Consider the following 14,264-nt stretch of genomic DNA (forward strand, 5'->3'; position numbering starts at 1 on the left):
TCCGATTCAGGAAAACATCCCTCGCCAAGCGAGATGTCGAAGCCAGGGCTCGAAGACGAGTTCCGGGCATTGGCTTTTGGAAATGGCCGCCAATTTCTCGCGGCTTTTGCTTCCGTCCATCGCGGCTAACACTTGGAAATGCGCTGCGGGAAACGTGCAGGGCTGATGCCAGACATCGACCAAGGGCAGGGCCTGACGGGCACACAGTAGCCGAAACGCATCAAGCTTCGGAAAGGATGGCGTCTCACTCACGAAACGCACCGGTTCGATCCGCGGACGAATCCAACCGCGTGTGATCCCGGTCATGATCCCGCGGGCTGTGGCCTCGAAACCCTCGCAATTGGATTCTTGGAAAATTTCCCTAACCGGCAAACAGGACGGCGCTGACGCTCCGATCGCCCGGTGAAGCTCCACAGCTAACGGGTCCTGCACCGTTCGGCCAAGTCTCAGGCAGAGATCCCCGACGATCGCCCCCACCGCTTTCGGAATCACCGGGGTGTCATCGCGGCACAGAACTCCGGAGCGGAACGTCCGGCCGGATGCTTTATCCATGGCCATCTGGAAGGCCAGCGGATCTTTCGAAGAATGCTTCAACGCCTTGATCTCCTTTTCATCCAGCGCTGTCGGAAGATTCTCGCCGGGATCGGACTCGCCCAGCCAGCGCAATCCCGCATTCGCAGCCGCTTGGACGAAGCGATCCAACGGCCATGGGTCATTGACCGGGCCGAAGTCGTCGAACGCTAGAATCGCTGGTCCCTTGGCGATCATGTCGCCGATGATCTCCAGTTCCGGATCGTCCGCACCGGTGATCGTCTTTAGAATTTGCAGCGCGGCAATTTCATCCCCTCCCCCCACTTGTTGGATGGCACGCACCTTTGCGATCACCGGGAAACGTGGAAGCCATCCACATTCCAGATTGAAACTGATGGTCGCGATGCCCGATGGTGCGAGATGCTTGTGGCAGAAGACGAGCAACGCTGCTTTCACCCCATCCGGCACCCATGAGAAAAAACCGTGGGCGATGATGAAATCGAACGGCCCTCCTAACGGCTCAAAGCTTGTGAGATCAGCCGCAAGGAAATCGACGTTTCCAACTCCGCAGGCAGCGGCACGTTCGCGCGCTTCATCGATCGATGATTCCGCCAGATCAATTCCGGTGAATTCACTGTCCGGCCACCGCATCGCCAGCGGGATCAGATTGTGTCCCGAGCAACAGCCGATTTCCAGAATCCGCGACTTTGCCGGATGCGACGTATTCAAACCGATCATCCGCGCCGCCACCGCGCTCACCGCCGGATCCGACAGTGGATGGCTCATCGGCGGATAAGCCTGATTCTGATAGAGTTCGTGAATCACGTCGGGCATGGAGGCATCCTTCATGAAATCCTGCGGACGTCGATGCGGTCCCAATACATGCGGTCCCGCCAATCCTGAAACACCTCGCCATACGCTTCGAGCTGGCGGCCGGTAGCCACCGCATCTCCCGCCACCAGAACCTCGTTCATCCCCTCGGCGGTCCGCAGGGTGCGGACTTGAGGAAACGCCTCGCACAGAATCCGGCGTGTGAGTGACTGCATCTTACGGTGACCGGCACCGGTCACCAGATTGACCGCGAGCAAACCGTCCGGAGCCACTGCCCGGCGGAGATGGACCATCAGTTCGGGATTCCATGCCTGCGGGCGGAAGACATCGGTCTTTCCCGCCAGATAGATGTCGTCAAACACGATGTCGAATTTCCGTTTGTTCTTCGCCAGCCAGCCATATGCGTCGCCGATCACCACCTCGATGCCGAGCGCGTCGAGATCCATGAGCTCCCGTGCCAGCCCGACGATTTCAGAATCAATATCGATGGCGGTCAGCTTGCAATCCGGCAACAAGTGCCGCAGCACGCGGTAAGCCGTGCCGCCGGCCAACCCCAGCATCAGGACCGAGCGTGGCGGACCGTCCTTGCGGAGCAACGCCGCCGCCGCGATCAGGTCCCACGCGAGGCCGGTTAGAAAACGTTTGCGGTGATAGGAAGCGTGAAGCGCCCCCGCCACGCGGAACTCGGTAACCAGCTCCGATTTCCAGATTTCCAGCGATTGAAAACGGGTGTGGACGATATCCGTGCGGCGCATCGCCGCCACTTTGGCGGTCTACGGCCACGGGTCAAGGAGCGTCCTGCGGGGCTATTTCCTCAGTCTGTCCGACTTTTTCAAAAACGTTCGTCCCGCATCTGTTTCCATGTCAGCCATAAGCCAGAGTTCGCGGGCGAGCGAGGCGTTGGCGATCAGATCGGACGGCGGGGACTTTTTCCACTCGGCGTAATGGAAGTCGCAGTTGGCTTTCGCGCGCTTCATGTAGCGATCGTTTTTCGTCCAGCGAAAGAGTTCGATGTCGGCCTCGACCATGAGGTGCGACCACTTGATCGGATCGCGGTAGGCACCGGTCGACTTGTCCAGCATCCCATCGGCGGCTTTGCCGACGACTTCCGCCTCGTCCAGATAGACGTCCTGGCCGGTGAGGGCGTAGAGCGAGAGATAGGCGCGCAGCATCAGGGCGGAGTTATAGGTGAGCTGTCCCATGTTTTTCTTGCCGGTGACGACGTCGAGGGAATCGCCGAAAAGGCCGTTGCTCCCGCGAAGGTTGGCGGTGGTCCACTTCACGATTTTTCCGCCGTCGGCGATACGCGCCTCCGCGGTCTTAGGGTCGCTGAATTTCGAGATGCGGAAACACCCAACCGCGGCCGGGGCATTCGCGCAGGTGTTTTTCCCATTGCCCAGGTGCCGCTGGTGCCACCAGATGCCGCCACCCCCTTGTTCGTCCCAGCCACTCATCACAAAGTCGAGGGTCTCCCCCGCGCGCTTGAGGTAGTGATTTTCGCCGGTCACGTCGTAGGCTTCGAGGAAGGTGATGACCATCCAGGCGTTGTCGTCATAATACTTGTCGGTTCCTCCGCCGGCGGTTGGGGCGGCTTCGTAACCGGGGATTTTCACCTTGGTGTCCCAATTCGCATCCATGCCTTCGAAAAATTTCCGCATGATCGATTTATATTTGGGATCATGCCGCGTCGCACCCGCCAGCGCGGAGAACATCACGCCGGAGCCCCACATGAAATCGGGCGTCTTTTTGTCGATGGCCGCCGCGTAAAGTCCGGTCTTCCGGTCCCAGAAATTCTTCTGGAGGTATTCCGTCACCTCCGCCGCCTGCTTGCCATAGACACCGGAATCGGTGGTTTGCGCGGAAACGGAGCCGAACATGCCGAACGCGAGAATCAGGTGCCGAAGGGATTTCAGAATTTTCATCAATGCGGTGGGTTCAAGACGCACTCATCGGCGAGGTCCTGTCAATTCCCACTTCCCAGGCTTTTTCCCTTCACGGGGAAATTCCATCCCGCCAGCCTTGCGCCATGAACATCGGCATCATCGGGACCGGGACGATCGGGCGCTTTCACGCGGAGGCGATCCGCGCGATGGATGGCGGGACGCTGCATTCGGTTTACAGCCGCCGCTCCGAAAGCGCGGCGGATTACGGGGTAAAATGCATTTCCGATTTGGAAAAATTTCTCGCCGATCCGGAGCTGGACATGGTGACCATCGCCACGCCTTCCGGCGCGCATTTCGATCCCGCTCTCGCTGCTCTCGCCGCAGGAAAACACGTGATCTGTGAGAAGCCGCTGGAGATCACGACGGATCGCATCGACCTCCTCATCGCTGCGGCGACCGCGAGCGGAAAAACGTTGGCGGCCATTCTCAACCGCCGTTTCAATCCCGCGATGGACGTATTCAAGGCGGCCTGCGACTCCGGTCGTTTCGGAAAAATCACCTCGGCGTCGTGTTACGTGAAATGGTTCCGCGACCAGGCTTACTACGATTCCGCCGCGTGGCGCGGGACGAGGGAGTTAGATGGTGGAGGAGCATTGATGAACCAGGGCATCCACACCATCGACGCGCTGGTCCATCTCGCGGGCCCGGTTAGATCGGTGCAAGCAAACACCGCCTGCCTCGCCCACGAACGCATCGAGGTCGAGGACATGGCGGTGGCGATCCTGGAATTTGAAAGCGGCGCCCGCGGGGTGATCGAGGGATCCACCTGCTCATGGTCCAAGTCAGGCCACCCGGCACGCGTGCAAATCTGCGGCACGGACGGTTCCGTTTTCCTAGCGGATGAATCGTTCGAGGTCTGGGATTTCAAAAACGAAATGCCGATCGACACGATGATCACGAATTGCCTGATGCGTGGAAGCCAAACCGCTCTGGGAGCGAACGATCCGAAGGCGATCCAATTCCACCAGCACCAGCGGAATTTCGAAGAAGTCGTTAGGGCCATCCATGACGGCCGCGAGCCTTCCACATCAGCGAACGAAGCGAGGAAATCCGTCGCGCTGATCGAGGCGATCTATCAAAGTGCTGCAGCCGACGGTGCAAAAGTTTTCCTTCAGAACCGAGGAGCGGCAATCTCAGAATCGCCGTAGCCCATGGTGGGTCAATGAAAGGCGGTTTACCTCCGGCCATTGTCAACTCATGGACATGGCGGATCGGAGTCCGCCACTCCTTGAGGAAAGGTCACCCCAGCGGAAACTCGGGGACGCACTCCAGCTTCACGTTGTAGAGTGCGGCGATTTCCGGAGCGTCGGAAACATGATAGACCTCGCGATAGTAGATTTCCTTGATGCCATACGCGCAGAGCGTTTGCATGCACGCCGTGCATGGCATCGTGGTGGTGGCGACAATCTTCGCCTCGCCACGACGGAACAAGCTGCACAGGTTCACCTCGGCGTGGAGCATGAATTTCTGCCGTGCCTCGCGGTCATCCCAAAAGCCGGGCGGCGGATTGTAGCCGGGCGCAAGGCCATTGTAGGCCGTACCGATCACCCGGTTGTCAAAGTCCAGCGCCGCGGCTCCTACTTTCCGATACGGATCTTCCGAGCGCAGGCTGGCGACGTGGGCAAGGGCCATGGCGTATTGGGGAATCGAAAGGCGGCTGGCGGGCATGGGCGGAGGATGATTTGAAATTCCGGTTTTCAAACCCAAAAGCGCGGGCTGGAAAAAATTCACTTTCTGGATGAGCTGCGATGACCGAGTTTCCGCCCGTGGATCGAACCCGTTCCGGAGTCCTGGCGGCATTGGCCGCGTTTTTCCTGTGGGGAATCCTGCCGATTTTCTGGAAGTTGCTGTATTTCCTACCGCCGCAGTCGATCGTCGCGCAACGGACGTTGTGGTCACTGCTGCTTGTATTCGCAGTCCTGTTCTGGCAGGGCGAGGGCCGGGCCTTGCTAACGGCCATGAAGTCGCCGCGAGTAATCGGCTGGCATTTACTATCGGGGGCGTTGCTCGCGTCCAACTGGCTGTTGTATGTGTGGGCGACCCTGAACGGCCACATCATCGAGGCGGCGCTGGGCTACTATCTGAATCCGTTTTTCAACATGCTCTTCGGCGCGCTGTGGTTCGGCGACAAGAACAGCCGCTGGCAGTTGGCGGCGGTCGCGCTGGCCCTCATTGGAGTGGCCGTGCAGATTCCGGCGGTGGGGCATTTCCCGTGGATCGCGCTGACGTTGGCGGTGACGTTTTCATTATATGCGGTAGTTAGAAAACGCGCCCCGTTGGGATCGCTGGTCGGATTGGCGGCGGAAACAAGCTTGCTGGCACCGTTCGCGCTGGCTTGGCTGATCATCAGCAACAGCAGCCCGGCGCAGGCGCTCGGCGGGAGTTGGGCGCACGCAGGACTTGTTATCGGCACTGGATTCGCGACGGCACTACCGCTGTTGTTTTTCGGTCATGCGACAAGAACGATCCGGCTTACCACGCTGGGCATCTTGCAGTTTCTCGGGCCGACGATCCAATTTTTCATCGGTTGGAAACTGTATGGCGAGCCGATGACCGAAGTCCGGCTGCTGTCCTTCGCGCTGATCTGGCTGGCCGTCGGAATTTACGCGGTGGACGCCAGGCGCGGCGCCGTTGATCGTTAGAAGGTTCAGTTGTGGACCATGAGGCGCATGAAGCGCGCGGTGCTTCCAAGCGGAACCGTTGCCGTGCGGACCTGGTTGGCGTCCGGCGCGGAGATCGTAACTCCTGCCGTAGTCCAGTCCTTGAGATTGTCGCAGGTCTCTACCGAATAAGTCACTCCGGGTTTTCCCGCATAGAAACTCATGCTCATTTGATTGGCACCAACCACGGGTTTGGGCAGACTCCCGCTGAGGTTCTGATTGGGATTCAGGTTCAGGGCATAGGCGATGAGAAGATTCACGCCGTCTCCGTTCGCATCATTCAGGAGGTTCGTATCAGGGGAAAACCCAAGTTGGAGTAACCAGTCAACGATCGGAGTTCCACTTCCCAGATTGATCGTGGCATAGGGAATCAGGTTGACGTTCCAAATCGGAGTGGTGAATCCTGTTTTTCCGTCGAAATAACAAAGCCGGAGAGCCGGACTGTTGTCAGGCTCATCAAAAACCGTGTCCCCCATCGACGGCGCGTTACCCAGGAAATAGACTCGATTCAAACTTGAGCAATCGTCGAACGCATGGCCTGCGAGGTCGGTGACACTCGAAGGGATCGTCACGCTTGTCAGCGAAGTGCAGTCGAAAAACGCATAGCTTCCGATAGAGGTCACGCTGCTAGAGATCGTCACGCTCGCCAGCCCGTGGCAACCGCTGAACGCATCGCTTCCGATATAGGTCACGCTGTTGGGGATCGTCACACTCGCCAGCCCGTCGCAACCGCTGAACGCTTCGCTTCCGATTTCGATTACGCTGCCGGGAATCGTCACGCTCGTCAGCAAGTCGCATTGGTTGAAGGCTCCCTGACCGATGACCGTAACAGGCTTGCCTACGATGGAAGCCGGGATTGAAATCGGTCCCACGGTGGTCTTGGGAAAGTCCGTGATGATGATCGCCGTCTCATCCTCGTCCGTAAATCCGTAGGAAAATCCGTTGAATACCTGTGCAGAAAGGGAGTTCGCAAGGCAGCAAAACAGTGCCAGAAGGATCCACCCGGCCATCGAACGACAGGTGTGCTTTTCCAAAACCGCACAACCGGGGCGCGCGGTCCATTTGACACTGTTAGGGAAAATCGTGATCATCTCACGGCGTGAGATATCAAGAAGCCCGAAATATTGCAATCCCGGGAAACGGAATTTTTCCTCGGAACTCGGTCCCGCGCTGCGCCTTCACAAAAGGGCGGCCCGAAGAGAATTCACAAACCAAGGCACCCGCCTTGCGGGATCCGGACTTCGCTGCAAGCAATCCTTGCCGCCATGCGCCGTGGCGTTTACCCAACGTGCATGCAAGATGAAGTTCGCGCGTTGTTGATTCTCCAGGACCGAGACCGCCGCCTGATCGGGTTGGCGAAGGATCTCGAAAAGCTGCCCCAGGACGAGGCCCGGGCAAAAATGAAGCTGGCGAGTGACGAGGCGGCGGTGACCAAGGCACATCAGGCGTTGCTCGATTGCGAACTGCGGGTGAAAAAGATCGAACTGGATGCGGAGACGCGGCGGACGACGATCAAGCGCCTGAAGATGCAGCAATTCGAGACTCGGAAAAACGAGGAATTTGTCGCTCTCGGTCATGAAATCGTCCGCTACGAGAAGGATCTCGATGATTTCGAAACCAAGGAGCTGGAAGCGATGGACGAAGTGGATGGCTTCCGGACCGCCCACAAGGCCGCCGAAGCCGCTCGCGCCCACACCCGCACGCTGGTGGAGGAGGACCTCGCATCCATCAAACAACGTCACGCGCGCATGGAAGCCGACCGCAAGGAGGTTCTCGCCGAGCGTGAATCGCTTCTGGCCAACGTTCCCGAAAGCGTCATCCCGCTTTACAACCGCCTGATGAAAACCAAGGACGGTCTGGCCGTCGCACCGATGCGCGACGGCAAATGCGAAGGGTGTCACATGAAACTCATCGCCTCCACCGTGATGAAAGCACAGGCCGGAAAGGAAATCGCCCAGTGCGAGGACTGCGGGAGGATTCTCTATGTGGAGGAGTGACGCCGGTCGCGGTTAGTAGTATTCGCTCCTCCGCTCTTCCAGCAGCACCAGCCAGTTCATCATGGTGATGGGCGGTAATTCCGCAGGATGGAGAATCGGGAGGAGGTTGACCGTGATCCGGGTTGATCCAATAGCGGTACCACTCATGCTTTTCGAATCCAAGGGGCGCACCGGGGTCGCCACGGTATCGCTCGCCAGCGAGCCGATCTGGCCTTTCAACGCCACGCCATAGGCATCCACATCGACGCCGTACCGCTTCTCCGGCGTGAAAAGCGAGCACGGCGGATAGTAAAGGCCCGAGGGATTGGAGGTGGTGACGGCAGGTGTGTAGCCGGACGGCGGGGTGGCTGACACGACGTTGAAATCGTCACCGATGTAGAGCCGCAAGTTGGTGACCAGCGAGAAGCCCTTGGTGAAGCCAGTTAGATCGGCGCATTCCTTCATGATCAGACCGTAGTCGTTGTCGGTGCATGGGATGAACGGCTTCCTGGTGGAATCGTTCAATCCGCTGTTGGAATAGTCCACATTGACGGACAGCGAGTTGTTGATGGCCGCACCCGCCGCGCCGATCGCGGTCAGGAAAGCCGGAAACCGGGTCGGATAGACAGCCACGCAGATCTGTCCGCTCAAGAGCGGTTTGATCTCAAAAGGTGCCCGGGGTCTCCAATAGCCGGCCTTCAGGGTTCCCACCTTGGGGTCTCCGAAGACGTTGTTGTTGAAGGCGATGGTTCCCGTGATCCCTTGCCTGAAAGTGTAGCCGCCACTGATGCCGTAGGCGATGTCCACTGGGACCGTGGATGAAAAGGTATAACTCTGGTTCTCATCGCAGACTTTGACGTAGCCCTTCGGAAGGCTGGTCTGGGTGGCCGAGGTGAGCGCCACATCCTCGGATGTGCGGCTGCCGGTGGTTTCATAGTATTGGAACCGCAGTTTCGTCGGGTTTCTGTTGGTGGAACTCGTGACGGCGGTGACGTCCAGCCGCATGGCACACTGCTGCGCGCCGATGGAATAGTTGTTCCAGTTCGTGGACGACAAAACGTTCGAAGCGACATGGTTCAATGGTCCGCTTGCCTCGACCGGATCATTTTGAGCCGGGTCAAACCGATCAAAAAATGCAGCACCGCGGTTCACGGGGACAAAGGCGGCCCGACCGCTTTCGGACGCCTGCGACACCGGGAAGAACGCTCCCTGGGTGACCTGATAGGACTCGCGGACTCCCGGAGTGAATGGGCTGCCGCTGAAGCTCTGCCCGCCGATGGTGGTGCCGCTGGACAACGTCATTCCCCGGCGGCTGGACAACGAGTTAATGGCGGTCGTGCCCTCGACCACCGCCTTGCCGACGAACATGCCACCATCAATGCTGACATTCGACCAGGCGGCACCCGAGGCATATTGCCCGAGCGACATGAACGAGGAGGCGGAGATCGCGAGTTGCGACGGGATCTCATAGATCGAAAGCACGAAATTCCGCTTCTTGCGGGCGAGCAGGGTCGTCGCGCTGTCATTGCCGCCGACATCCACCGAGAAAGCCCACCAGTTGCGTTTCGCCACGAAAGGATCGCCCGGTTTGGCATAGCCGAAGTTGATGTTCGGATATTTCAAACGGTTGAAGCCCGCGTATGTTGTCACAGGAAGTCCGTAAGTGGTTGTCCCGTTGCCATTCGCCGTCACAGAGTTCAAATCGGTCTGAGCCACCGAGCCGTAGATCTTCTTGTTAGAAATGATCGGGTAGAGCTTGTCGCGATCGGTGGTCGGGGTATCGCTCACGGTGAGCGGAGGCGGATAGCCGGTGCCGAGACTGGTGTTGACACCGCTTGACACATAGCCGGTGTCCGACGGGATCGCGGCGAAAATCGTGGAGGGAGATCCCAGCGCGGAGTCTCCGGCATTGGCGACCTTGAGATTGGGGATGGCCAGGGTGGCGACCATGTTGCTGGAAATCGATGTCCGCGAATTCGCCAGATCCAGGGCCTGGGTGAAGATCGATTGCCAAGTGAACGCGTCCCGATGCGCTGGGTCCAGATCGGAATCCTGCTGCATCGCGCGGATCGCCCGGTTCGGAACGATCGCAACGATGGCCCGCAGGATGGCTTCGTCCTTTTCGCTGTAGTCCACGCGGAGCTGGACCTGTTTCTGGACTGACTGGGCGTCCATGGCACGCCGGTAGGCATGGACCATCAGGAGCGTGAGGATCGTGGCGGTTGTGACCACCAGCAGGAAGGAGACATAGCCGGCATCGCGGCGTTTGAGTGGAGAGGTTTTCATTGCTGCATGGTTCCCGAGTAGGTGATCACTTCCCCGTTAGGTCCAGTTAGAGTCATTCTCAGCACGCCGGAGACCATTGAGAACGAGACATTGGAGGGTTTCGTGGTGACCGCCCACTGGGGAGCTCCCAACACGCCGGAGACAGGGACGACGTAATAATAAAGGGCCAGACCGGTACCCCGGTCTTCGAACGAGAGGATGGTCGCCCGCATCGTGCCGTCCGGCTGGCGGAAGTTCAGCACCACCACCGGAGAGGGTGTTAGGCGCGGATTGGTTCCGGCAAGCGCATTCGCGACCGAATCATGAAGCCGAAAGCGGTCGGCTTTTCCCACCAGTCGGCTGACATACATGCTGATGATCGGAGCCTCGTCCGCCAGGAAATTCTGCACCTTGAAAAGCTTCAGGAACGCCAGCTGTTGATTGAACAACGCGATCACCATGCCCCCCAAGGCGATTCCAATAAACATGGCGACGGAAAGCTCGATCAGGGTCATTCCCCGACGCAGGCGACGGCGGGTGGATTTCATTGGGAGCGCAGGACGGTTCGGGATTTCGCGTAGGTTCGGTTGCCCACCTTGTAGGTGACCACGCTCTGCGCCCGCCAGACTTTCATACCCGCAGGATTGGTCGTGACGTTGCCGGTGCCACCGTCGAGCGGGTAATTTCCAGTATCCGCGATCCGGGTTCTTACCACCGTTCCGTTGATCACCTTCCCTCCGGGCAATCTTCCCAGCTCAATCACCGTCGAGGTCATCGTCGGATAGACCGGCCATGGGGAATCCGCCGCCAGCAGGTTTTCAAAAGGAATCCGCTCCGCATACGCCCGTTCGTAGGTCAAATAGGCATCGGTGACCGTTTGTTGAAGGATGTATTGTCTCGGATGCAGGACATCCAGGGACAGCTTGAGCATGCAAAGGCCCACGACGGTTAGGAGAGCGAGCGACATCGTCGCCTCCACCAGCAGGAAGCCCCGGCGGAGCGATCGCGCCTTGCGAATCGGGCGGATCCTCCCCATCGTCCCGGCATGTGGGGAAACGTTCGCAGCTTTGCATTTTGCGTCTTGGCGCTGGTCATGACGGCCGGATCCGGTCTGGCGCAAGGCCTCCTCGAACCGCCGTTCGGACTCCACTGGGGAGATTCTCCGGAAAAATTGATAGTATGGGCTTCCAAACATTCGCTGGATGTTAACATCAGCCTGCCCGGGGATCAACCGGCAATGCGGATTCTGAAAATTGCTCCCAAAAAAGGATTTCTTCCAGAGACCCAGGCCGGTGCGGTGGAGGGCCGGTTTCTCGGCGGGAAACTGTTCGAACTGACGGTTCACTACTTCGACCCCCAAGCGTCGGCCGATCTGATGGAGTCCCGGTTCGAGGCGCTTCGCAAACAAGTCACGCTGGAGCACGGCACCTTGCTGCCGGACCAGCAGCAGCGGACGGTGGCCGACCAGTTTGTGACTCGGACTCAATCGTTTCATCATGAACCGGTAAAGGGATTGTTCCTGTTGCTGGCTTTCACCGAGATCGAGGATCTGTTGCGGAAATCAAAGGATGCCAGGTTTTCCCTGATCTATCGGAATGACAATTTCAGGAACGAGCTGCTGAAGGAGCTGAAAACTCCGTAAGGTCACTCGATGGTGGTGAAGCTGCCGTTCATTTCGATCGTTCGATCAACCGTGAAGGTGACATAGGCCGGCAGGTCCGCAGAAGTCAGCATGTATTCGGTTCCGGTGCCGAAGGGGACGGCCGTGACCAGTTCGATCGTCCACCGGCCGTCAGTGGTAAAGAGCTGATCGTAGTTGGTGGGCGTGAGCACCTCGGTGAGAGGCTCCGATCCCGTGTTCACCTTCAGGGAGCCGGTAAGAACGGTTCCAACTTTACCTGCGACACGTTCACCCTTGTAAACCTGCGCATAAACCGAGGATCCCGGATAAATGTCGTGGTAGGTAATGGTGATCGCAGGCATCGCGAAGCGGACGATCTGGTCTTGAACGATGCCGGTCATGTTGCCATCGGCAACCGGCCAGACTTGAATGAACTGCGAGGCGAGCTGGGAGGCGGGCAGGGCCGTCGGCGCGGCCGGATCGGCGATGGAAAAGACTGAGAACCGTTCCTCACCGCGCAATTTCTTGAGATTGGAGCCTGCGATGCCTGTCAGGGAATACGACAGGACTTGCTGACCGTTTGTGGTGATGGAAGACTGGGTCTTGAGGGTCGCCTGGGTGCGGTCGATGCCGACTCCGACCCCTGTTCCGTACGACTGGACATGGCGCAGGAGGTTCACGCTTTTTGAGGCAGGTGGGTCATCGGCTCCGCTGAGCAACCCGCTGATGCTGACATAAACGGTAAATGGACGGTCCGCCCGAGTACGCCGGATCTTCGAGGGAAGGTTGACCGGCACGGGACCGGTAGCCGTAAGATCCTTGCCGTAGGTATCTTCGGTATCAATGACGACTTGGGCGATCGGCACGTAGGTGCCCACGTAACTGCTATCGAGCAAATATTCGGTATAGGGCGAGGAATTGATCGTCCAAAGATCGAACCTGGCCCCGCCAGGATTGATGGCAAGGGCAGAATCTTGGGTACCCGTGGCCGCGACGGTGTCCGAGGCATCCCAGGTTACCCCGGACGGCATTTGGAACTGACGGATGTAGTTGGTATAGGTCTGCCCGAAAGCACAGGACATACCGATGACTCCCAGGAAAATGCAGCGAAGGAGGATAGTTTTCATGGTTTTGTTTTTTCAGGAGCCGTGACGACGGGAACTTTGAGCGGCAGCACGGAAATCGGCCCGCCAAGATAGGTGGCGACGACGAGATTCCCGCTTTTCGAGTACAGTCTTTGGGTTTCTTCGGCGATTGGGTTGTTGCCCTCTGCCTGGGTCCGGCTGACCTCCACCGTGGTGATCCAACCACGGTTGGCCGCGTAGAACTCACTCCAGCTTTGAAGAATCGCGCCGGGTTCTTGTTTGATGCGGTCGGCAACGCTCTTGGGGATTTGCAGAATCGCCCGCTTCGGGACGAGAGTGGCGAACCTGCCGTAGCTGATGATGTCCGAGCTTGCGAGAAGACTCTGGGGACGATTCACGACCGATGGATCCTCGCCCTTAACCTCGGGCATTTTTTTCATGGGGTCCATTCCGTCCGCCTTGCGCCGGGCGAGGATGAGTTGATCCTGAGTCATGGCCTCCTGGAGAACCGGAGGCCCGGCAAGCACCTCTCCTGCCAGCATCGCGGAAACGGCGCATCCCATGCCTTTGATGAAAAAATTGGTTTTCATGGGGATCAAGGTTTGCGGAAGGTGATGAGCATCACAAGGTCCTGAAGGTCGTAGCCGATATTGGTGGTATCGGTGTGGGTCAGCTCCATGATGATGATGACATCCATCGGGCCGATTTTGACTTTATGCGCCGAATCCAGATAGGGCTTGAGGAAGCTTTCCAGCGAAGGCGCGTTGTAGTCGGGAATGTTGTTAGGGCAAACGTCGCCGCTGACCAGGGCCCGCACATTGTAGGGAAGACCGCTCGTCGAGGTGTATTGGGTTTGCCAACTGCTGTTGTAGTATTGGCCGGCGAAATTCATCGCCTTGTCTTTGGTAACGGCGATGTTGGACTTCACGATGCCCTGCTGCTGGACGATGGTATCCGTCTGCTTGCCGTCATAGATATCCGCCCAACTGGACGAACCGTTATATTTCCACTGCCCGCGGGTCCGGTAGTAGGTGATGACGTTGTTGGACATCGAAGTTACCCCCAGACCAAGGATCCGAACATCGCAGACCAGATTCTGCTTGGGTGTGACCGTACCCGGCTGGGTGATGGTCACGAAGTTCTGAACGATCGATGGATAGCTGATGTCCCAGGTCAACTTCGGCTTGGTGCCGGTCTGAACGACCGTGGGATATGCCGTCAGATTCCCAACGGGAATCGTTGGAGTTGTTTGGGCGAGGGCGCGTGGTGACACAAGCGTGCCTACGGCGATGAAGGCGGCCGATACGGCGGCCAATTGGCTGGTTTTCATGGCTGGTTGTAAGGGTGGGATG

15 protein-coding genes are annotated in these 14,264 nt (G+C 58.5%); 4 read left to right on the forward strand and 11 right to left on the reverse strand.

The window, feature by feature from the left end; genetic code table 11:
* Positions 1-6 precede the first annotated feature (6 nt).
* Genes ABIQ96_RS23265 through ABIQ96_RS23275 form a run of 3 tightly spaced genes read right to left on the reverse strand, consistent with a single transcriptional unit; the run spans position 7 to position 3,284 of the window.
* Positions 7-1,380, reverse strand: coding sequence for a class I SAM-dependent methyltransferase (locus ABIQ96_RS23265; RefSeq protein ID WP_348217049.1), 1,374 nt, complete (start codon positions 1,378-1,380; stop codon positions 7-9).
* Positions 1,377-2,117: a hypothetical protein gene (locus ABIQ96_RS23270; protein ID WP_348217095.1), complete on the reverse strand. Its 741-nt coding sequence runs from the start codon at positions 2,115-2,117 to the stop codon at positions 1,377-1,379. Before ABIQ96_RS23270 ends, ABIQ96_RS23265 begins: the two co-directional genes overlap by 4 nt.
* A 51-nt stretch (positions 2,118-2,168) precedes the next feature.
* On the reverse strand, positions 2,169-3,284 hold the full coding sequence (locus tag ABIQ96_RS23275; protein WP_348217050.1) for a glycoside hydrolase family 76 protein: 1,116 nt from the start codon (positions 3,282-3,284) through the stop codon (positions 2,169-2,171).
* Positions 3,285-3,388: 104 nt separating this feature from the next.
* On the opposite strand from ABIQ96_RS23275, the gene ABIQ96_RS23280 reads away from it, so the two are divergent.
* Entirely contained in the window at positions 3,389-4,453 is a 1,065-nt protein-coding gene (locus tag ABIQ96_RS23280) for a Gfo/Idh/MocA family oxidoreductase (protein ID WP_348217051.1), read from the forward strand.
* Between the two features lie 91 nt (positions 4,454-4,544).
* Here the strand turns inward: ABIQ96_RS23280 and ABIQ96_RS23285 are convergent, their stop codons facing one another.
* A complete protein-coding gene (locus tag ABIQ96_RS23285) occupies positions 4,545-4,973 on the reverse strand; it encodes a deoxycytidylate deaminase (RefSeq protein ID WP_348217052.1) in 429 nt (142 codons plus the stop codon).
* Between the two features lie 98 nt (positions 4,974-5,071).
* On the opposite strand from ABIQ96_RS23285, the gene rarD reads away from it, so the two are divergent.
* Entirely contained in the window at positions 5,072-5,947 is an 876-nt protein-coding gene (gene rarD, locus ABIQ96_RS23290; RefSeq protein ID WP_348217053.1) for an EamA family transporter RarD, read from the forward strand.
* A 5-nt stretch (positions 5,948-5,952) separates the two neighbouring features.
* On the opposite strand, the gene ABIQ96_RS23295 is transcribed toward rarD, so the two are convergent.
* Positions 5,953-7,056, reverse strand: a complete 1,104-nt coding sequence (locus tag ABIQ96_RS23295) for a leucine-rich repeat domain-containing protein (protein WP_348217054.1) — start codon at positions 7,054-7,056, stop codon at positions 5,953-5,955.
* Between the two features lie 201 nt (positions 7,057-7,257).
* Between ABIQ96_RS23295 and ABIQ96_RS23300 the strand changes: the two genes are divergently transcribed.
* Positions 7,258-7,962, forward strand: coding sequence for a C4-type zinc ribbon domain-containing protein (locus ABIQ96_RS23300; RefSeq protein WP_348217055.1), 705 nt, complete (start codon positions 7,258-7,260; stop codon positions 7,960-7,962).
* A 12-nt stretch (positions 7,963-7,974) separates the two neighbouring features.
* On the opposite strand, the gene ABIQ96_RS23305 is transcribed toward ABIQ96_RS23300, so the two are convergent.
* The 3 genes from ABIQ96_RS23305 to ABIQ96_RS23315 are packed head-to-tail and all read right to left on the reverse strand — an operon-like array spanning position 7,975 to position 11,242.
* A complete protein-coding gene (locus ABIQ96_RS23305) occupies positions 7,975-10,227 on the reverse strand; it encodes a hypothetical protein (RefSeq protein ID WP_348217056.1) in 2,253 nt (750 codons plus the stop codon).
* Positions 10,224-10,754, reverse strand: coding sequence for a type II secretion system protein (locus ABIQ96_RS23310; protein WP_348217057.1), 531 nt, complete (start codon positions 10,752-10,754; stop codon positions 10,224-10,226). Before ABIQ96_RS23310 ends, ABIQ96_RS23305 begins: the two co-directional genes overlap by 4 nt.
* Entirely contained in the window at positions 10,751-11,242 is a 492-nt protein-coding gene (locus ABIQ96_RS23315) for a hypothetical protein (RefSeq protein ID WP_348217058.1), read from the reverse strand. Before ABIQ96_RS23315 ends, ABIQ96_RS23310 begins: the two co-directional genes overlap by 4 nt.
* 57 nt (positions 11,243-11,299) lie before the next feature.
* Here ABIQ96_RS23315 and ABIQ96_RS23320 point away from each other — a divergent pair, with 57 nt between their 5' ends.
* On the forward strand, positions 11,300-11,848 hold the full coding sequence (locus ABIQ96_RS23320; RefSeq protein WP_348217059.1) for a hypothetical protein: 549 nt from the start codon (positions 11,300-11,302) through the stop codon (positions 11,846-11,848).
* Positions 11,849-11,850: 2 nt separating this feature from the next.
* Here the strand turns inward: ABIQ96_RS23320 and ABIQ96_RS23325 are convergent, their stop codons facing one another.
* From ABIQ96_RS23325 to ABIQ96_RS23335, 3 genes are read right to left on the reverse strand one after another with little or no spacing between them, the layout of a single operon-like run.
* Positions 11,851-12,954, reverse strand: a complete 1,104-nt coding sequence (locus ABIQ96_RS23325) for a hypothetical protein (RefSeq protein ID WP_348217060.1) — start codon at positions 12,952-12,954, stop codon at positions 11,851-11,853.
* Entirely contained in the window at positions 12,951-13,502 is a 552-nt protein-coding gene (locus ABIQ96_RS23330; protein ID WP_348217061.1) for a hypothetical protein, read from the reverse strand. The genes ABIQ96_RS23325 and ABIQ96_RS23330 overlap by 4 nt, the downstream gene beginning before the upstream one ends.
* A 5-nt stretch (positions 13,503-13,507) precedes the next feature.
* Positions 13,508-14,242: a hypothetical protein gene (locus ABIQ96_RS23335; protein ID WP_348217062.1), complete on the reverse strand. Its 735-nt coding sequence runs from the start codon at positions 14,240-14,242 to the stop codon at positions 13,508-13,510.
* Between the last annotated feature and the right edge of the window lie 22 nt (positions 14,243-14,264).

It is taken from the genome of Luteolibacter sp. (genome assembly GCF_039920825.1).
In the GTDB taxonomy this organism is placed as follows: domain Bacteria; phylum Verrucomicrobiota; class Verrucomicrobiia; order Verrucomicrobiales; family Akkermansiaceae; genus Luteolibacter.

Bases quoted from the DNA above. Each gene is read 5' to 3' on its own strand.
- ABIQ96_RS23265 (WP_348217049.1), bottom strand. From the start codon at position 1,380: ATGAAGGATGCCTCCATGCCCGACGTGATTCACGAACTCTATCAGAAT.
- ABIQ96_RS23270 (WP_348217095.1), bottom strand. From the start codon at position 2,117: ATGCGCCGCACGGATATCGTCCACACCCGTTTTCAATCGCTGGAAATC.
- ABIQ96_RS23275 (WP_348217050.1), bottom strand. From the start codon at position 3,284: ATGAAAATTCTGAAATCCCTTCGGCACCTGATTCTCGCGTTCGGCATG.
- ABIQ96_RS23280 (WP_348217051.1), top strand. From the start codon at position 3,389: ATGAACATCGGCATCATCGGGACCGGGACGATCGGGCGCTTTCACGCG.
- ABIQ96_RS23285 (WP_348217052.1), bottom strand. From the start codon at position 4,973: ATGCCCGCCAGCCGCCTTTCGATTCCCCAATACGCCATGGCCCTTGCC.
- ABIQ96_RS23295 (WP_348217054.1), bottom strand. From the start codon at position 7,056: ATGATCACGATTTTCCCTAACAGTGTCAAATGGACCGCGCGCCCCGGT.
- ABIQ96_RS23300 (WP_348217055.1), top strand. From the start codon at position 7,258: ATGCAAGATGAAGTTCGCGCGTTGTTGATTCTCCAGGACCGAGACCGC.
- ABIQ96_RS23305 (WP_348217056.1), bottom strand. From the start codon at position 10,227: ATGAAAACCTCTCCACTCAAACGCCGCGATGCCGGCTATGTCTCCTTC.
- ABIQ96_RS23310 (WP_348217057.1), bottom strand. From the start codon at position 10,754: ATGAAATCCACCCGCCGTCGCCTGCGTCGGGGAATGACCCTGATCGAG.
- ABIQ96_RS23315 (WP_348217058.1), bottom strand. From the start codon at position 11,242: ATGGGGAGGATCCGCCCGATTCGCAAGGCGCGATCGCTCCGCCGGGGC.
- ABIQ96_RS23320 (WP_348217059.1), top strand. From the start codon at position 11,300: ATGACGGCCGGATCCGGTCTGGCGCAAGGCCTCCTCGAACCGCCGTTC.
- ABIQ96_RS23325 (WP_348217060.1), bottom strand. From the start codon at position 12,954: ATGAAAACTATCCTCCTTCGCTGCATTTTCCTGGGAGTCATCGGTATG.
- ABIQ96_RS23330 (WP_348217061.1), bottom strand. From the start codon at position 13,502: ATGAAAACCAATTTTTTCATCAAAGGCATGGGATGCGCCGTTTCCGCG.
- ABIQ96_RS23335 (WP_348217062.1), bottom strand. From the start codon at position 14,242: ATGAAAACCAGCCAATTGGCCGCCGTATCGGCCGCCTTCATCGCCGTA.